We start from the raw sequence: 19,510 nt of genomic DNA, 5'->3' as shown, positions 1-19,510 counted from the left end.
ATCCAGTGGGCTATACCCGCATGATGTCGGCTTCTTTAGCCGCCAAAAGTTTATCAATTTCAGCAACAGCGCTGTCGGTGATTTTTTGCACATTTTCAGATTCTGAGTGCAAATCATCCTTGCCGATATCGCCATCCTTTTCGAGTTTCTTCAATGCATCCATGCCATCTCTGCGGATGTGACGCACTGCGACTTTTGCCTGCTCTGCATATTGATTTGCGACCTTGGTCAATTCTTTGCGGCGCTCTTCATTCAATTCAGGTAAGGCAACGCGAATAAGCGTTCCTTCTGCGGCAGGATTAAGGCCAAGATTACTTTCTCGAATACCTTTTTCGACAGCTTGGGTCATCGACTTGTCCCAAACCTGAACCGTTAGCATGCGCGCATCGGCTGCAGAAACCGTAGCCACTTGGCTAATCGGCATTTTTGAGCCATATGCGTCAACCATCACAGGTTCCAAAAGACTGGGATTTGCCCGCCCAGTGCGCAATCCACCAAACTCATCTTGCATTGAGGTAATGGATTTCTTCATCCGATCGTCAAGATCAGCAATTGAAAAGTCTGTCATCGTTTTCTTCCTCTATTCTACGCTACCAGCAACCAAGGTTGAAAGTGCGGTCCCCTCGATCACGGCGCGCACGCCGCCATCAACGTCTAGTTGGTATACATATATCGGCAGTTTATTGTCACGTGCTAGAGCAAATGCTGCCATATCCATAACTTTGAGATCTTTTGAAATCACTTCGTCATAGCTAACTTTGTCGTACCTTGTCGCCTCTGGGTTCGTCTTTGGGTCGGCCGAATAAACGCCATCGACCTGCGTTCCTTTAAACAAGGCATCGCATTGAAGCTCCACAGCCTTAAGCGCTGCCGCAGTGTCCGTTGTGAAAAATGGATTGCCCGAGCCGCCAGCGCAGATGGTTACTTTGCCCTCTTCCAAGGCACGCCGCGCGTCCCGAACGGTAAAAGTATCAGCAACTGCAGGCATTGAAATGTTGGAATAAACTTTGGCCATGCCGCCACAACGTTTAATTGCGTCCCCAAGGGCCAGTGAATTGATCACCGTCGCTAACATACCCATATGGTCGCCAACAACTCTATCCGCGCCGCCGGCCGCTACCGACATCCCACGAAAAATATTGCCGCCACCGACAACAATTGCAACTTCTAAACCTGATGAGGAAAGTTCCCAGAGTTGGCGAGCAACCTGGTCAAGAAATTCGGGTTCGATCCCGAATGAATTGTCTCCGGCAAGTGCTTCGCCGGAGACTTTTATCAATATACGCTTATGCGAACGAGTGGCCATTAGCCGCCCCAACCTTTGTTACAATGAGAAAGAGAATCTCTTTGCCCGAAAGGTTAGGCTGTACCAGCCACCGCCGCAACCTCAGCTGCGAAATCTTGTTCTTCTTTTTCAATGCCTTCCCCAATTGCGAAGCGAACAAATTCTGTCACTTCAACTGGAGCACCAGCATCTTTTTCAGCCGCTTTCAAAACGTCAGCAATTTTGCTTTCACCGTCGATTACGTATGTTTGAGATAGCAAGCAAACTTCTTCGTAGAATTTGCGAACACGACCTTCAACCATTTTCTCAACGATGTTGGCCGGCTTGCCAGATTCGGCAGCCTGTTCAGCAAAAACAGAACGTTCTTTTTCAACAACAGCAGGATCAATGCCATCCTGTGAAACAGCCAGTGGAGCTGGATCAGCAGCAGCAACATGCATCGCCAACTGACGACCAAGCGCAGCCAAGCCATCTGTTTTGCCTGAAGTCTTCAAGCCAACAAGAATGCCAATGCTGCCCATGCCGTCAACAACTGGGTTGTGAATGTAAGAACCAACAACACCATTATCTACAGTAACACGAGCACTGCGACGCAAGTTCATGTTCTCGCCTATTGTTGTAACTTTCTTCGTTACTTCTTCAGCAATTGAATGGTCAGCGCCTGGGAAAGTTGCAGCGTTAAGCGTGTCAGCATCAGCACCATCAACCAAAGCAGACTTTGAAATTTGACCAACCATTGCTTGGAACTCTTCGTTCCGTGCAACAAAGTCAGTTTCAGAGTTCACTTCAACCACGGCGCCAACATTACCTTCAGTCGCCACAGCAACCAAACCCTCTGCAGCAACACGACTTGCTTTCTTAGCAGCTTTCGCCAAGCCTTTGGTGCGCAGCCAGTCTACCGCCGCTTCCAAATCGCCATTGGTTTCGCCAAGAGCTTTTTTGCAGTCCATCATGCCTACGCCAGTCATTTCGCGTAGTTCTTTAACAAGTGCAGCTGTGATAGCCATTTTATCACTCCTTCTTGCCGGACTAAGCCGGCAAATCAATTCATCTAATCTAGGCTGTTACGCGATTATTATGACGCTGATTTTGCAAGCTCTGCAGCTTGTGCCAACCAACCATCACGCTCGATACGGCCTTTAAAGCTCAAACGCTCATCGACATTTGTAATGTCTTCAGCGGTGAAGGCAGCAACTTGTGCATATGTGTAAATGCCAAGATCATTCAATTTACCTTCAAGAACGGGACCAACACCTGAGATTTTTTTCAAATCATCAGCGTCGCCAGTTGGCTTTTCAAACAAAGCGCCTTCGGTTGCAGTAGGTGCAGCAACTTCTTCAGCGGCCGGAGCAGCAACAGCTTCTTCAACCGCAGCAGGTGCAACTTCAGCAGCCAACACTGGCTCTTCTTGAATGTCTACAGCTTCACCAAGATCTTCACCAAACTGAGAAGACGAGCGAGAAATGCCATCCAAAGCAGCGCGTGAAATCAATGAGCAATACAATTCGATTGCACGTGCAGCGTCATCGTTACCTGGAATTGGAAGATCAACAGCTTCAGGATCGCAGTTTGTATCTGAAATCGCGATAACTGGAATGCCGAGACGACGTGCTTCATGCAAAGCAATTGCTTCTTTGTTTGTGTCAATCACGAACAAAAGATTTGGCACGTTGCCCATGTCTTTAATGCCGCCAAGATCACGCTCAAGACGTTCTTGCTCACGTGAACGTTGCAAACGTTCTTTTTTGGTTAGACCAGCAATGTCTTTTTGCTCTTCCAACTGACGCAAACGCGCAATTGATTTAGAAATTGTCTGCCAGTTGGTGAGCATGCCACCCAACCAACGTGAATTTACATAGTACTGAGCGCATTGTTGTGCAGCTTGTGCAACAACTGGAGCAGCTTGACGCTTTGTGCCCACGAACAACACACGGCCACCTTCAGCCACTGTATCAGAAACCAACTGCAACGCGCGGTGCAAGTTAGGAACAGTTTGTGCCAAATCGATAATGTGAATATCGTTGCGAACACCGAAGATGAACTTTTCCATCTTTGGGTTCCAGCGGTGTTTTTGGTGTCCGAAATGTACGCCTGCTTCTAGCAGTTGACGCATAGAAAATTCTGGAAGTGCCATTGGCCTTCTCTCCTTTAAACCGGTTATGTCCTCCGCAAGGCATTGCAATGCTTTAAAAGCATCACCGGTAGGCGTCCAAATGGATAACCCAACCCTGCGTGTGAATTTACAGCGCGGACTTAACCTAGAAAGGGGCAAATGGCAACAGGCAATTGCTACCTGTTGTCCCTAAAATTACACATTCGCGAAAAACAACCGGTTAGCCAGCTTTATGAACACTGACTTTAGCGTCCTCAACACCCGGAATAACTTTAAGCGAACGCGCGAGTTCGTGCGACAGTCTATAGTTTCCAGGCAGCTCAATCTCATATTCTTTCGCCCGGTCTTCCCCAATCACCACAACACTCACCTGCCCTTCGCCTCCGCGGGTAAGTTGGTTTTGCAGTGAAGTTAGACCGTCTGTATTTTCAAGATAAAGCGTCAGTTTATTGGCCATGCGGGCAACGGCTTTTTCAATCGAATGCAAGTTGATCAGAATTAGGCGCACACCGTCAGGTTGGGAATCAGCCTCCACTTCAAGCACCACCGACTGACCCTGTATCAGCGCTTGATCAAATCGATCCAATTGCTCTGAAAATACCAAACATTCAAATGTTCCGGATGGGTCGGACAGTGTCAAAATTGACATGGAGGACCCTTTGCGGGTCTTCCTGTCGTTCCGTGCAGCAATCGTTCCGGCCAACCGACCGGCGCGCGCGCCACCCCTTGCCGCCTTCTCAAACGACGTCCAACCCTGCACATATCCTTCTTCATACAAAGATTTGTGGTCATCTAGCGGGTGGGCAGAAAGGTAAAACCCAATTGCTGAAAACTCTTTTGCCAGCCGTTCGGACAATGGCCAGGACTTGATGCCTTTTGCCGGCACAATCGGCTCAGGTCGATCCGCCGCAAACATATCAACAACGCCTTCACGCCGATTGTTGGTTGCCCGCTGCGAAGAACTGATCATCACATCGACAACCGACATCACTTCCTCACGCCGAATACCCATTTGGTCAAACGCACCAGCACATGTCAGCGTTTCAAGCGCACGACGATTGACAATTTTGGGGTCTACGCGCGAAGAAAAGTCCGCCAAATCCGTAAACGGCTGGCTACCACGAATGGCGACAATATGCTCCGCCACATTGCGCCCAACGCCCTTAACCGCGCACAGACTATAGTGAATGGCTTCACCATGAACAGAGAAATGAACTTCCGAACTATTCACACATGGCGGCTTAACCTCAATATTAAGTCTGTTCGCTTCACGTTTGAAATCATTTAATTTTTCGGTATTACCCATATCCAATGTCATAGACGCCGCAAGGAACGCCTTTGGATGATGGGCCTTCAAATAGCCGGTCTGATACGAAACCAGTGCATAGGCAGCCGCGTGGGATTTGTTAAATCCATAATTGGCAAACTTTGCCACAAGTTCGAAAATATTGGCCGCTTGGGCTTTCTCAACGCCCTGCTTGACCGCACCGTCAACAAACAAAGCTTTTTGCTTGTCCATTTCCGACTTAATTTTCTTACCCATCGCACGGCGCAACACGTCCGCTTCACCAAGCGAATAGCCGGAAAGTACCTGGGCCAATTGCATCACTTGTTCCTGATAAACAATAATGCCGAAGGTCTCTTCAAGGATGGGTTTAAGCTTTTCATGCATATAGTCGGGCTTTTCCCGACCATGCTTACGCGCGCAAAAACTTGGAATATTGTCCATCGGGCCGGGACGATATAGCGCCACAAGCGCGATAACATCCTCAAACCTATCCGGCTTCATATCCAACAGGGTTCGACGCATCCCCGGGCTCTCTACCTGGAAAACCCCAACCGTTTCACCCTTTGAATAGAGCGAATAAGTGAGCTCATCATCGAGCGGAATGCCCTCAATATTAAAATCGCCGCCGTTCTTGTTGACGATGTTGACGGCATATTCGATGACTGTAAGTGTCTTGAGGCCCAAAAAGTCAAACTTGACCAATCCAGCGTCTTCCACCACCTTCATATTGTATTGAGAAACCGGCATGTCCGAGCGCGGGTCTCGATATAGCGGCACCAATTGCTGCAAAGGCCGGTCGCCGATCACAATACCGGCGGCATGGGTGGAAGCATGTCGATATAGACCCTCTAGCTTGCGACCAATGGTCAGCAGCTCCGCAACATTCTCATCTTCGTCCCGCATTTCCTGCAATCGTGGTTCACCATCAATCGCTTCACTCAGGGTTACCGGATTCGCTGGATTGGACGGCACCAATTTGGAAATGCGATCTACTTGCGGATAAGGCATTTGCAATACACGGCCAACATCGCGCAACACAGCCCGGGCTTGCAGCGACCCAAATGTGATAATTTGCGCAACTTGTTCAGCACCATACTTATTCTGCACATAGCGAATGACTTCTTCGCGTCGATCTTGACAAAAATCGATGTCAAAATCAGGCATTGATACCCGTTCTGGGTTCAAGAACCGCTCGAATAGCAATGCATAGCGCAACGGATCAAGATTGGTAATGGTAAGAGCATAAGCCACCAGTGAACCCGCACCAGAACCCCTGCCCGGACCCACGGGGATATTTTGATTTTTCGCCCATTTAATGAAGTCGGCAACGATCAAAAAGTAACCGGGAAACTTCATATTGATGATGACGTTGAGTTCAAACTCAAGCCGATCGCGATAGTCGTTTTCGCTTAGCCCATCAGCCGGGCCAATTTCTTTTAAGAATACATCCAGCCCTTCATGGGCTTGCCGAGAAAGTTCTGCCCCCTCCGCCGCCACCGCATCTTCTGCAGACATGCCCGCAGGTGCGGCGAAGTTTGGCAGGATTGGCGCGCGTTTTCGCGGACGGAAATGACAACGCTGCGCAATCTCGATGGTGGAATTCAGTGCTTCGGGCAGGTCTGAAAAGACATCGCACATTTCTTTGCGGGATTTGAAATAATGCTCAGCCGAAAGTTTGCGCCGTTCTGTTTGCGCGACCACGCTTCCTTCAGCAACCGCCATCAGGGCGTCATGCGATTCAAAATCGTCAGGTTTGGCAAAAAACGGCTCGTTCGTCCCAACCAACGGAATGCCATTGGCATAGGCATAATCGATAAGTTGCGGTTCAACCAACTTTTGTCGGTCAATTTCGTGACGCTGCAATTCAATATATAGTCGATCGCCAAATCGCTCCTTGAGCGAATTCAGGCGACTGATGGCGACAGCGTCATATCCTTGGGCAAACGCCGGATCAATGCCCCCTTCAAACCCACCGGTTAGACAGATCAAATCTCCGGTTAGTTCGCCATCCATCCAATCAAGGTGGAGCTGGGCCAAGCCGTCTTCACTTTGCAAATAGGCTTGAGAAACCAGCTCACTCAAATGCAAAAAGCCGGTTTCGGACTGGGCGATGAGCACAATTGATTCTTTGACGAACTTCTTGCGCTCTTTACCCGGTATATCTTCAGGTGGCTCAAACTGAACAGGAATTTCACAACCGACAATGGGCTGCATGCCCTTGGCGCTTGCCATCTCTGAAAATTGTAGTGCACCAAACAAGTTCCCTGTGTCGGCAATACCAAGGGCAGGCTGATTGTCAGCGACGGCGAGATCGATAAGTTTGGGCAGCTTTATCGCGCCCTCAAGCAACGAATAAGCTGAGTGCGCATGTAGATGTATGAAGCCGGGACCGTTTGTCATAATGCCCTATCTTTGTCAGAGCGAGGCCGCCGCGCCAAGCCGATATCTGAACTCATACACAAGTGTCAGGTTTAAACTCTAAATTTAAAACAGGATGTTAGCCGCAATGCACTCAAACATTAAGACAGAGACGAAAGAATATCCAACCAAACCAATACCGCGCCACTAAATGCTGTAATAGAACAAAGGGCCATCATGTCTTTAATAAGGTGTGTCATATCAATCTCCATGTTTCCTATTTGTTCTTATATATTCCCTTTTTGTTCTTGTCCACACTCTTTCCACAAATTGTCCACATGACCAATATTTATGGTAAACAGGGCCCATAGTCGTCTGACCCTCGAACCACCAACCGTCCCAACCCTTTTGTTCCCGAAAAAAAAACAGCATTTAACTGCAGGTAATGTAATGACTGAAAACACCGACCTTCGACCCGAGATCGCAACAATAACGAGCGCCGCCGAATTGAAACGCTGGTATTGGCTAAAGGACGAACTAACCGCTCAAGCCCGCAACCTTGGTCTGAAAACAACGGGAGCAAAATTTGATGTCTTAGACCGGATTGGGCATTTTCTTGATACAGGTGACAAGAATTGGCCGGGTGACGCCAAGCCCAAGGCAACGTCAAAGTTCGACTGGAACAACGCACAGCTGACACCTGAAACAATCATCACTGACAATTATAAAAGCAGTCAGAATGTGCGTCGATTTTTTAGCCAACAGCTCGGTATCGAATATAAGTTCACAATCGCCGCAATGGCATGGATGAAGGAAAATGTGGGCAAGAGCCTTGACGACGCGATAGTTGAAATTCAACGGCAGCTCGATGAGGCGAAAACTGAAGGGTTTAAGACAAAAATCCAACCGCATAACCAGTTCAATCAATATACGCGTGATTTTCTGGACGCCAATCCAGATCTCGGCATGGCCGATGTGCGCAGAATCTGGGCGCTAAAACGCGCCCTGCCGACTGACGATGGTCGTCACACCTACGAAGATAGCGATCTGGCGCTTGAGAAAAAGTAGCCTATAGCTCGGCGGGCACCAACTGCCCGTCTTTAAGCGTCAAAATACGGTCAGCTCGCTTCGCAATATCGTAATTGTGGGTCGCGATCAGCCCTGCCGCGTCATGGTTGCGGATAGAGTTGGCCAGCAAGTCAAACACCGTTGAGCTGGTTTCTGGGTCCAGATTGCCGGTTGGTTCATCCGCCAAGATCAGCCCCGGCTTGTTCGCCAATGCACGTGCGATCGCAACGCGCTGTTGCTCGCCACCAGAAAGCTGCGCCGGGCGATGCGTGCCCCGTTCGCCCAGCCCCATCATGCCCAACAACTCGTCACCACGCGCCCGAGCCACATCATTTGAAATGCCAGATATGAGCTGCGGCATCATCACATTTTCAGTTGCATTAAATTCAGGCAATAAGTGGTGGAACTGGTATATATAGCCAACATGTTGCCGACGAACGAGCGTGCGATCGCGATCGTCGAGCCCATCAGTCGCCACACCACAAATACCAACCTGGCCGCTATCCGCGCGTTCCAGAAGGCCCGAAATATGCAGCAATGTCGATTTGCCAGCTCCGGACGGAGCCACCAGAGCGACAATCTCACCGCTAACGATCTCCAAAGAAGCGCCTTGCAAAATATGGAGCTGGCCTTCGCCTTGCTTATAGTGCCGATGGACATCAACAAGGCTTAATTTGACGTTCTGATCAACCATTTCGAAGTGCCTCAACCGGGTCATATTGGGCTGCACGCCATGCAGGATAAAGTGACGCTGCAAAGCTCAGGATTAATGCTAGTCCTACCACGAAGGCGACTTCAACGGGATCCGTCTTGGATGGCAGTTCAGACAAAAAGAACACTTCAGGCGGAAACAAAGCCACGCCAATCGTATCGGATATCCATTTTCGCAGTGCTTCCGCGTTCGAAGCAATCACCAGACCAATCACAAGCCCAATCAATGTGCCCGCAACACCAATTGCCGTTCCGGTCATGCAGAATATCCGCATGATCGAAGCACGTGTGGCACCTATTGTGCGCAACACTGCAATATCCGCGTTCTTTTCCTTCACTAGCATCACAAGCGAAGAAATAATGTTGAACACAGCAACCAGCACGATCATGGAGAGGATGACAAACATCACCACACGTTCCACCTGCAAGGCTGAAAAGAATGTTTCGTTGCGCCGTTGCCAATCGGTGAATATCATCGGTCGCCCGGCCGCCAACTGCAATTTATCCCGCATGGCCGTCGTCGCGTCTGGATCATCCAAAAAGATTTCTAGGGCACTTGCCCGATAAATCCGTTCATAAGCCGCGTCGATTTGCTCGTCGGTCGCATCAAGCGGTAATGGCCCCTCGCCTTCCTTCAATTCATCGCGGAACAGTTGGAAATAGCTTTGGCCGTGCTGCAACGGCATGAAAACAAAGAAACTATCAAACTCAACCATGCCGAGCTCAAATATGACATTGACCGGATAAGACCGAATTTGAGGTGTGGTCCCAAACGGCGTAACAACGCCATCAGGCGTGATGATCGTCACCGGATCACCAATGGTAACACCCAGTTTTTGCGCCAAACGAATGCCAATTGCCAAACCACGGCTCTGATCCCACCCGTCAAAGCCGCCCAAAATCGCCGACTTTTTCAAGTCTGGCAGCTTCTCAATATCGCGCGTGTTCATCCCGCGCACAGAAACGCCGGTGGATTGCCCAACGCCGGAAGCTAGTGCTTGGCCTTCGGCAAACACCACGACCGATTGCACACCATCCACCTCTTCCAAGCGCAAAAGCACATCTTCATAATCTTCGAATTGCTCTGCAATCGGGAAAACGGTGAAATGACCATTTAGCCCAAGTATTTTGTCCAGCAGTTCTGCACGAAATCCGTTCATCACAGATGTCACAACAATCAGTGTCGCGACACCTATGGCAATGCCGGTCAGCGTCAGCGCAGCAATAACAGAGATAAATGTCTCTTCGCGCCGTGCGCGCAAATAGCGCCAAGACACCATGAATTCAAACGCAGAAAAAGGGCGGTTCTTCTCAATCACTGCAGGGCCGCGGTTTGCCATAAATTAAATTGTGTCCAAACGTAGTGGTTCGATAACCGAACGAATGTGCTCTACTGCGGCTTCCACCGAAACGTTGCTGCGCTCACCCGTTTTACGATCTTTAATTTCAACTTCGCCATTTTTAAGGCCGCGTGGCCCAACAATCATCTGGAAGGGCAAACCGATAAGGTCTGCTGTTGCAAACTTGCCGCCTGCGCCCATATCACGATCATCATAAAGCACATCAATGCCAGCATTTTTCAAACCAGCATAAAGGGTCTGACAGGTTTCTACGCACGCGTCATCGCTCGCCTTAAGATTAATCAGGCCAAGTTCAAACGGCGCAACTGACACGGGCCAGATAATGCCATCATCATCATGGCTGGCTTCGATGATGGCTGGCAACACCCGGGTCAAGCCAATACCATATGAACCCATATGAACGGCGACTTCCTTGCCTTCATCATTGAGCACTTTTGCGCCCATTGGCTCAGAATATTTTTCACCAAAATAGAACACTTGACCAACTTCGATGCCCCGTGCTGCGATCCGACGATCTTCAGGCACATCGGCTTCGAACTTATCCATCTCGATCATGTCTTCAGTCGCTGCGTACATAGACGTCCAGTCAGCAACAATTTCTGAAAGGTCGCCATCATAGTCCACATCAATCGCTGGAATTGGCTTATCCAACAGCGCACTGTCGCAGAACACGCCACTTTCACCCGTATCTGCCAGCACGATAAATTCGTGGCTCAAGTCACCACCAATCGGGCCGGTTTCAGCGCGCATGGGAATAGCCGTCAGGCCCATCCGACGGTATGTGCGCAAATAGGCGACAAACATACGGTTATAGGATTTGACGGCCGCTTCTTTGTCCAAATCGAAGGAATAGGCATCCTTCATCAAGAACTCACGGCTACGCATGGTGCCAAAGCGTGGGCGAATTTCGTCACGGAACTTCCACTGAATATGATAAAGGTTAAGCGGTAAATCCTTGTAGGACTTCACATTTGACCTAAAGATCGATGTGATCATCTCTTCGTTCGTTGGTCCATAAAGCAAATCCCGGCCATGGCGATCTTCGATCCGCAGCATTTCTTTGCCATAATCATCATACCGGCCGCTTTCACGCCAAAGGTCAGCAGGCTGAAGCGTTGGCATCAACATTTCATTGGCACCCGCACGATCCTGCTCTTGCTCGATGATGGCTTGAACTTTGCGCAACACCTTGTAGCCCAGTGGCAACCAAGCATATAACCCACTCGCTTCTTGCTTGATCATCCCAGCACGCAGCATCAGCCGGTGCGAAACGATTTCAGCTTCCTTTGGGGTCTCTTTCAGGACAGGCAAAAAATAACGGGAAAGGCGCATGGCGGTAGCAGCTCTTTTCGACTCGAGAATTCAAATTGATGGTTCGGCTGCGAGAAAACGCCAAATGCCCGAAATTATCAAGCCAAAACTGTGGAACGTCACACGCCCGTCGCTCAATCTACGGCAAATAAGCAACAAAATTGAATGTCGCGTCTCTCTATTCCGACCTTGCGGAAAGAAACTGTTCGTCGCGAACGGCAGCTTAGAGCCCAAAGTGGAAGTGACAAACAACGCGCCTAATTGAATCGCTTGCATCCGCACAATCATGTCTTTTGAATTTGGTGGTAAATACAGAAGAACGAATTTGCCGAATGGCAGGCGACGCATTCCGTTCGGTGGCACGGTCGCTTGTGCGGAGAGGTGTTCGGCCATTTTTCGACTTCAGCATGTATGGCTACGTGATACCATGACCATAGTTAAACTGTCAGGAGACACGCGATGTTACCCTTCTCTTTTCCAGCAACCAATACCTCGTCACCTTTCGCGTCGATGAAATCCAGCCACCCATGTATTCGAGTTCCAGACCTCGACAAGGCTATAGATTGGTACATGCGCGCATTTGACTTTCGGCTTGTCAAGCGGTGGCCAGGGCCAGACGGGTTGCATCTGGCATATTTGGCGGCGCCCGGTGACAACGGATCACTCTTTGAGATAATTGGTGGAGAAACGTCTGATGAAGGTGTCCCCATTCCCGAAGATTTTTGGCGGTCACTCGATTCAGTTCGTTATCACCATTTCGCCTTTTCCGTGACAAGTCACAAACAAGTTCTAGAAGAGCTGCACGCGCGTGATATTACAATTGTCCAGCAGCCCTTTGAGGTGCCTGAATTGGGTTACTGGGTCGCCTTCACTGCCGATCCTTGGGGGAATCTAATCGAGTTAGTTGAATTACCAAGCTGACAGTGGTTGCGTATTTCGTGAGCCAGCCAACACGTTCGAAACGAAAATGCGTCCTGCAGGAAAAAGAAGGACGTGCTAAGGCCACCATGCCGACCACCGCTTGGAGCCCAACTACGACATTCACATCATAGAACCGTACTTAAAAATCGATCCAAATGACATCAACACCTAATGATATTATAGCCTTGGGCTTTCAAAACTGGACATTCCGTTTTTTACAAACTCCAAGAACCCTGCGCGGACGTAGCCATCGCCCTGTGGTCTTGTCATCAAGGCGAAAACGGGTTCATGAATGGTATTTGAGGACATTAGATTAAGCTTGGAACAGTCTACTCCAACCTATTGCCGGAACCACTTTCAAATAAATGTATGCGGTCTTCACTTGCTGTAAAACACATAGTTGCGCCGCGTGACAATGTTGGCGCTTGTTCCATTTTTGCGACAAATTCTAATTTGTCTTCTGAAACCATGTGAAGCAAAACATGGTCTCCTAGCTGTTCAACAACATCTACTGTGCCAGCGATAATCTCTTCTCCCACTTCGCACAATGTTAGGTGCTCCGGGCGAATTCCGACTGTAACAGCATCTGCATCTTGATTGCGCGATGTGACGGGTTGAGAACCGCCAATGGAAAGTACGTTTTCATTTTTTTGGGTTTTGAAAAAATTCATTGATGGGCTGCCAATAAAGCTGGCGACAGACAAATTGTTTGGACTATCGTAAAGCTCCATCGGACGTCCAACCTGTTCGACCCGTCCATCACGAAGAACAACAATCCTGTCCGCAAGCGTCATGGCCTCAACCTGATCGTGGGTGACATAAATCATCGTAGACCCAAGACGTTCATGAAGGCGTGCAATCTCCAGCCTTGTTTGACCGCGCAACGCCGCATCCAAGTTTGAAAGGGGCTCATCAAAAAGGAAAACTTCAGGTTCGCGGACGATGGCACGTCCAATTGCAACGCGTTGACGCTGTCCACCGGATAAAGCGCGCGGTGTGCGATCCAAATAATCCACAATATCCAAAATCTTGGCGGCTTCGTGTACGCGTCGTTCGATTTCCTCTGGCGGAGTTTTGATCTGCTTAAGACCAAATGCCATATTGTTGTAAACCGTCATGTGTGGATATAGCGCATAAGTCTGAAAGACCATCGCGACACCACGTTTGGATGGCGGCACCTCGTTCACCAGACGGTCGCCAATCGAGATATCACCGCCGGAAAGGTCTTCAAGGCCTGCAATCATGCGCAACAAGGTGGATTTTCCACACCCTGATGGCCCAACAAATACAACAAATTCGCCGTCTTCGATGTCTAGATCAACACCGTGCATTACTTGGGTGTTACCATATTTCTTGATTACATTTCTAATCGTCAAGCCGGCCATTTCAATTCCATTTCTTGAATTGCGGAAATAAGTTCAGACACAAAATCTGGATAAACTTCTGGTACATTCGCCCACAATTTCGTTGTTCGAGCGAAGTTTTCTTCGGCGCCTTCTGCCAATAGCGGGCTAAGCTGATCCCAATAAGGTTCTTGATAGTGGATCGGCAAGGCGCCATGGGAATAGCGACGCGCATAAATGTACCAACTCGCAATGCAACGAATTGCATTGCGCGGCACAATTTTTTGTCGAAAACAGGACGCAACAGTGGGCAAGATATAGATGGGCATTTTCGAATAGCCATCCATGCAAATCCGCTCGAGCTGATCAGCAATTGCAGCATTGGAAAATCGTGTGGCTATTTCTGCCAAATATGCGCGCTCATCAAACGGGAGTTCAATATCCAATCCCGGCAAAACCTCATCCGTTTCAAAGGCGTCAAAAATTTCTCTCAACGCAGGGTCTTTGAAGGCTTGATCAAACGTGGAGTGGCCTTCTAACACCCCAAAATAACAAAGTGCTGTGTGCCCACCATTTAAGATGCGAATTTTTGCTTCTTCATATGGATCAACATCAGCAACAACTTCGACACCGGACTTTTCAAGCTCTGGCATTGGCGCTTTAAAACTGTCTTCCAATACCCATTGCGCAAAACTCTCTGCTTGAATTGCGTTATCCTGTTTCTCCGAAAACAAGCTCGCAATCTCATCTTTAAGTGCTGGAGTCGAGCGCGGTGTAATACGATCCACCATGGAACATGGAAACGCAACATTCTCTGCAACCCACGCTTTCAGCTCCGTTTCTCCAAGCCTTTCTAAGTAACACAAGAAGTTGGATTTCAGCATGTTGCCATTGGTGCGAATGTTGTCGCAGCATAAAATGTTGAGCGGTTGCCCGTGATCCAAAACACGACGCTGCAATGCCCGATACATATAGGAATAAACAGAGACAGATGCGTTTTCGGCCAATTCTGATGCAATCACTGGATGGTCAAAATTTAGCGTCCAATCGTCCTTTAAATAATATCCGCTCTCCGTCACCGTTAGCGTGACCAAATGCACAGAAGGCAAACTCATCAAACCTTCGGCAGTTTCCTTTTCCTCTGACCAATCAGCAAATGTGCAGTGGGAACGCACCAAACGAAATGCCCGTTGCCCGTCTGCTGCTGTGGTTTTTAGAACGTATCCATCATCTTGGGCGTGTGCCGCCTTGAATGCTGATGTTTCAGATGGGCGAAGGTTAACCGCTGCGATGCCCCAGCGTAAATCGCCCGTCGCTTGCATATAATCATCGATATAGACCGCTTGGTGTGCACGGTGAAACGCGCCATATCCGATATGCACAACCCCGATTTCGCAGAGTTCTTGATCATAAGTTGTTGCAGTTAGTTCGACGTCGTTAGGCTCTTCTTGGACAAGGTTCATGCTTGCACCTCATCTTTGGGGCCTAACTCGCGTAGTGCTGTTTCGCGAAATTCTTTAGGAGTCATTTCCTTCATTTTCAGGAAATGGCGGTTAAAGTTCGCAAGGTTTTGAAAACCGACCTCAAAGCAAATTGTCGAGATTTGTTTATCAGTCGAGTAGAGCATAAAGCAGGCGCGGCTGATGCGAACACGATTTACAAATTCGACGAATTTGTTGCCCGTAACACTTTGAAAGTTTCGAGAGAATGCTGGCGCACTCATATTTGCCATCTTTGCGGCGATCTCGATAGAAATCTCGTCAGCAAAATTCTTCGTGATATGGTCAACCACTTCCGCAATACGCGCTTGTTTGGAATTCCCTTCGGGCTGTATGATGCCGGCGACTGACAGTGGTCTTTTTTCAGCGTGCTCGTTCACACGCACCAAAAAACGCAAAAAGGCAACGATACGTTCCGCACCGCGGGTGTTGCGAATGCGTTCAAAATGGCCGCGTGCAAATGTGGGGTTAAACCCTTTGAACTCGATGCCAGATTTCGCTAGCTCAAACATTGACTCCATTTCCCTGAATTCAGGAAAGGCCAACGACAAGTGGTCGATACTTTCTTGGCTAAACTGGATAAGCATATCACGAACGGCGACTGGTTGAGGGTTGTCCAACTCGTCAGTAATCCAGTTGTGCGGCAAATGTGGTCCAGTCAAAAACAACGCGCCGGGCGAAAACTCACCGATATAGTCTCCTACAAATGCTTTGCCGCGTGTTTCGGTGACAATATGAAGTTCATATTCGGCATGGCTGTGCCAACGACACAAATCTGTGGGCCAACCATGTTCCAAATAGCGAATTGTTTCAGTCGCGCGATCTACATATTCAACTTCTGGCTGAATTATGGACATAACGATACCCATCCAGCTAAAGCTCGACACGTGACAGACTGCAATTCAAAGCCCCAAGTTGGGCGTCTATGCGTTGCGCTCATTTCACTGCACCAAACGTCAGGCCTTGAACGAGCTGTTTTTGACAGAACCAACCCAATACAACAATAGGTCCAACCGCTGCCGTGGAAACAGCGGAGAGGCGACCAAAGAAGAGGCCTTCTGGTGCGCGATTGCCTTCTATGAGCGTAGAAAGGGTTGCGGCTTCAGTCGTTGTGAGACGTACAGTCCAATACGCTTCGTTCCAACAAAAGATGAAGCAAAGTAGAGCTGTTGACGCGACGCCACCCCACGCCAACGGGATCAAAATGTCTTTGATTTCGCCCCAAGTACTTACACCATCCATTTTCCCGGCCTCAATGATTTCCTTTGGAATTTCTTTGAAGTAGGTGAAAAGCATCCACACAACGATCGGCAGATTGATCAAGCAAAGGACCATGATCACCAAGAAATGTGTGTCGTAAATTGCAAGGAAGTTCTTGGTCAAAAATGTCATCGGGTAAAGCACTGCAGCAGCAGGCAACATCTTCGTAGACAACATCCAAACAAGAATATCTTTGGTGTGGCGGCTGGGGTTAAACGCCATTGCATAAGCAGCAGGTACACCGACAAACAACGCAAAGCTTGTTGCAAAAACCGACGTTATGACCGAGTTGATCGCAAAGCGCCAATAGTCATAATTCTCTGTCATATTGAGATAGTTTTCGAGCGTTGGCTTGAACACCAACAGGTTTTCTGGCTTCACCGCATCTGCATCTGTTTTGAAACTGGTAAAAACCATCCAAAAAATGGGAAAGAAAAAGACGAGTGCAATTAGCCATGCAAGTAAGGGCCAGAAGATTTCGCCAAATTTTGATTTTTGCGCAACGATTGCCATATTCTGTCCCTCAATCCATCAAGCTTTTGCCAACCATCCGCAACAGGAATATTGCGATGATGTTGGCGAGAATGACAGCAAAAATGCCTGCAGCGCTCGCCGCACCAATATTGTTGGATGTGAATTCGCCAATTAGATATGGCAGGTTCTTATTGCCGTTTCCTCGGCTAACAATCTCGATCTCCGCATAAAGCGAGAGATGAAAAATTGACTGGATCATGACAACGATCGCTATCGGACGTGCCAGGTGTGGCAATGTCAGGTTTCTAAACTGAGACCAAGCATTAGCGCCATCAAGAATGGCCGCCTCTTTTTGCTGCTGATCTTCAGACTGAAGCGAAGTCATAAATATCAAAACAGCAAATGGTGTCCATTGCCAAGCCACCATGATAATAACTGCATAGGCAGAGGTTTGCGTCGCACGAAATGAAATTGGTTCTATTTCTGGCCAGAGCGAGAAAAACCAGCCGATCACAGGGAATTCCCGCAATCCCGTTACCACTTCGTTTATACTGCCTATTGCCAGGCCGTTAAGCCCCAAAACTGGATCCAAAATCATGTTGATCCACAGGACCGCATTAACCGCTGGCATGACGAAAAACGGAGAAATGAGCAAAACGCGGACAATCCCTTGCCCCGGGAACGATCGGTTGACCAAAACTGCAATGGCCAACCCCAAAACCACTGTTAAGACGATCACACTGCTCACAATGAAGACACTGTTTTGAACAGCAAACCAAAAGTCCTTGGCAGAAAACAATACGTATTCATAATTTCCGAAGCCGCGCCAATTGCTCAGGCTTGGCGTTGTCCATTCAGGACGGCGAAGATTATTCAATACGTAACGAATAAACGAGAAGTACAAGGTCATCCCGAGGGGGATCAACATCCAAATCAACAACAACACAACGGCTGGTGTTTGAAGTAAGCGAGGTAGCGTTCGTTTGGACATTGGAGTTAAACCTTGCTCTGCGAAAGACTTCTAACGGCAACACGATTATCAAGTTCGTATTAGAGCATCAAAATGCTTGCCAAAATGAGTAGTTTGGAGGGCCCGGCATGCGCTCGGGTCCTCCAAATTCAGTTCGATTATCGATTAATAGTAGCCAGCTTCACGCATGATTGCGTCCGCAGCCGCTTGTGATGCTTTAAGCGCATCCTCGACAGACTTAGCACCTGATAGAGCCGCTGCCATTTCTTGAGCAACTGCACTTCCTACTTCAGGGAACTCAGGGATAGCTGCGAATTGAACACCTACATAAGGCTTCAAGTCAGTTGCCGCTGGTGCTGCAGATTCAATCGCTGCCATTTCCGCTGTAGCAAATTTAGCAACTGCTTGGAACTCAGGGTAAGCGTATGTTGAAGCACGTGTGCCTGTTGGTACAGAACCCCAACCAAAGTCTGGGTGATCTGCTACGGCTTTAATGTAGTCTTTAGATGTTGCCCACTCAATGAACTTTTGAGCTTCTTCTGAGTTTGGTGAACCAGCAGGAACAGCCATTGCCCATGCCCACAACCAGTTTGCACCAACTGGGTTACCAGCATTTGGAGACTGTGCGTATGCAACACCGTCGACTTCTAAGAATGACGCTGCGATTGTCGCGTCAATCCACATGCCACATTTACCTTCATTGTAAAGCGCAAGGATTTCGTTGAATGAGTTTCCTTCAGAACCTGGAGGGCCGTAGTTGCCAAGAAGATCAACGTAGAAGTTGATGGCTTCTTTCCATTGTACTGAGTCAATTGTTGGACGGAAGTCCTTATCAAACCACGCACCACCAAACGAGTTCACAACCGTTGTGATGAACGCCATGTTGTCGCCCCAACCTGGCTTGCCGCGCAAACATGCGCCATAAACACCGTTATCTGGGTCATGGATCGCTGCGGCAGCGGCTTTTACGTTGGCCCATGAATCATTGTCGCCAATGCTGACGCCGGCTGCGTCTGTGAGGTCTTTGCGGTACATCACCATCGATGACTCACCGTAAAATGGCGCAGCATAAAGAGTACCATCATGCGACAATCCATTGCGCATTGCTGGTAGCATGTCGTCAATGTCGTAATCAGCGCCAAAGTTTAGCGGTTCAATCCAACCAGCGGCACCCCAAATTGGTGCTTCTTGCATGCCAATATTGATGATGTCGTATTGACCGCCACCTGTGGCTGTGTCCGAAGTTACTTGCTCACGAAGTACACCTTCTTCTAGTGAAACCCACTTGAGTTCAACGCCAGTGTCCTTTGTGTATGCCTCAGCAACTTTCTGCATATTAATCATGTGACCATTGTTCACAATGGCAATTGTAAGCTCTGCTGCAGAAGCAGAAAAAGCGGTAGAAGCAGCAAGTGCCAGCCCTAACGCAGTTTTATTCAGTATCGTCATATCGTCCTCCCAAATCGAGCGCATTATGCACTTGGGGACAATCATCAAATTAAAATCAGCGCCCCGTCTAATATTTTTACATATGATTACTGTACTTTT

16 protein-coding genes are annotated in these 19,510 nt (G+C 48.6%); 2 read left to right on the top strand and 14 right to left on the bottom strand.

The annotated features are described in order from the left end of the window. Positions 1–10: 10 nt before the first annotated feature. The 5 genes from frr to dnaE form a co-directional block, all read right to left on the bottom strand. Positions 11–568, bottom strand: coding sequence for a ribosome recycling factor (gene frr / locus AC2D8L_RS04520; protein WP_484684249.1), 558 nt, complete (start codon positions 566–568; stop codon positions 11–13). 12 nt (positions 569–580) lie between these two features. Beyond that, positions 581–1,306 (bottom strand): UMP kinase, encoded by a 726-nt coding sequence (gene pyrH / locus AC2D8L_RS04515; protein ID WP_484684248.1) that lies wholly within the window; start codon positions 1,304–1,306, stop codon positions 581–583. 53 nt (positions 1,307–1,359) lie between these two features. After that, a complete protein-coding gene (gene tsf / locus AC2D8L_RS04510) occupies positions 1,360–2,292 on the bottom strand; it encodes a translation elongation factor Ts (RefSeq protein WP_484684247.1) in 933 nt (310 codons plus the stop codon). A gap of 68 nt (positions 2,293–2,360) precedes the next feature. Then, positions 2,361–3,419, bottom strand: a complete 1,059-nt coding sequence (rpsB, locus tag AC2D8L_RS04505; RefSeq protein ID WP_484684246.1) for a 30S ribosomal protein S2 — start codon at positions 3,417–3,419, stop codon at positions 2,361–2,363. A 199-nt stretch (positions 3,420–3,618) separates the two neighbouring features. Next, positions 3,619–7,086 carry a DNA polymerase III subunit alpha gene (dnaE, locus tag AC2D8L_RS04500; protein WP_484684245.1) on the bottom strand — a complete coding sequence of 1,156 codons (3,468 nt, stop codon included), beginning with the start codon at positions 7,084–7,086 and terminating at the stop codon, positions 3,619–3,621. Positions 7,087–7,494: 408 nt separating this feature from the next. Here dnaE and AC2D8L_RS04495 point away from each other — a divergent pair, with 408 nt between their 5' ends. Then, positions 7,495–8,112, top strand: coding sequence for a DUF6434 domain-containing protein (locus tag AC2D8L_RS04495; protein ID WP_484684244.1), 618 nt, complete (start codon positions 7,495–7,497; stop codon positions 8,110–8,112). Position 8,113: 1 nt separating this feature from the next. Here the strand turns inward: AC2D8L_RS04495 and AC2D8L_RS04490 are convergent, their stop codons facing one another. Genes AC2D8L_RS04490 through proS form a run of 3 tightly spaced genes read right to left on the bottom strand, consistent with a single transcriptional unit; the run spans position 8,114 to position 11,516 of the window. Then, positions 8,114–8,806 (bottom strand): ABC transporter ATP-binding protein, encoded by a 693-nt coding sequence (locus tag AC2D8L_RS04490; RefSeq protein ID WP_484684243.1) that lies wholly within the window; start codon positions 8,804–8,806, stop codon positions 8,114–8,116. Next, positions 8,799–10,163 (bottom strand): ABC transporter permease, encoded by a 1,365-nt coding sequence (locus AC2D8L_RS04485; RefSeq protein ID WP_484684242.1) that lies wholly within the window; start codon positions 10,161–10,163, stop codon positions 8,799–8,801. Before AC2D8L_RS04485 ends, AC2D8L_RS04490 begins: the two co-directional genes overlap by 8 nt. A gap of 3 nt (positions 10,164–10,166) precedes the next feature. Further along, on the bottom strand, positions 10,167–11,516 hold the full coding sequence (gene proS / locus AC2D8L_RS04480) for a proline--tRNA ligase (protein WP_484684241.1): 1,350 nt from the start codon (positions 11,514–11,516) through the stop codon (positions 10,167–10,169). A gap of 438 nt (positions 11,517–11,954) precedes the next feature. On the opposite strand from proS, the gene AC2D8L_RS04475 reads away from it, so the two are divergent. After that, positions 11,955–12,416, top strand: coding sequence for a VOC family protein (locus tag AC2D8L_RS04475; RefSeq protein ID WP_484684240.1), 462 nt, complete (start codon positions 11,955–11,957; stop codon positions 12,414–12,416). 329 nt (positions 12,417–12,745) lie between these two features. Here AC2D8L_RS04475 and AC2D8L_RS04470 read toward each other — a convergent pair whose 3' ends face one another. The 6 genes from AC2D8L_RS04470 to AC2D8L_RS04445 form a co-directional block, all read right to left on the bottom strand. Beyond that, on the bottom strand, positions 12,746–13,801 hold the full coding sequence (locus tag AC2D8L_RS04470) for an ABC transporter ATP-binding protein (RefSeq protein WP_484684239.1): 1,056 nt from the start codon (positions 13,799–13,801) through the stop codon (positions 12,746–12,748). After that, a complete protein-coding gene (locus tag AC2D8L_RS04465) occupies positions 13,789–15,222 on the bottom strand; it encodes a mannitol dehydrogenase family protein (protein WP_484684238.1) in 1,434 nt (477 codons plus the stop codon). Before AC2D8L_RS04465 ends, AC2D8L_RS04470 begins: the two co-directional genes overlap by 13 nt. Next, positions 15,219–16,115, bottom strand: coding sequence for a helix-turn-helix domain-containing protein (locus AC2D8L_RS04460; protein ID WP_484684237.1), 897 nt, complete (start codon positions 16,113–16,115; stop codon positions 15,219–15,221). The genes AC2D8L_RS04465 and AC2D8L_RS04460 overlap by 4 nt, the downstream gene beginning before the upstream one ends. Before the next feature lie 79 nt (positions 16,116–16,194). Beyond that, positions 16,195–17,031, bottom strand: coding sequence for a carbohydrate ABC transporter permease (locus AC2D8L_RS04455; RefSeq protein WP_484684236.1), 837 nt, complete (start codon positions 17,029–17,031; stop codon positions 16,195–16,197). A 10-nt stretch (positions 17,032–17,041) separates the two neighbouring features. Beyond that, complete coding sequence (locus tag AC2D8L_RS04450) at positions 17,042–17,983, bottom strand: carbohydrate ABC transporter permease (protein WP_484684235.1); 942 nt, start codon at positions 17,981–17,983, stop codon at positions 17,042–17,044. Positions 17,984–18,127: 144 nt separating this feature from the next. Continuing rightward, positions 18,128–19,411, bottom strand: a complete 1,284-nt coding sequence (locus tag AC2D8L_RS04445) for an ABC transporter substrate-binding protein (RefSeq protein WP_484684234.1) — start codon at positions 19,409–19,411, stop codon at positions 18,128–18,130. Between the last annotated feature and the right edge of the window lie 99 nt (positions 19,412–19,510).

Source organism: Maritalea sp. YIW29 (genome assembly GCF_057219265.1).
Note: the sequence above shows the minus strand (reverse complement) of the source record. Positions and strands in the feature narration are given on the sequence as shown.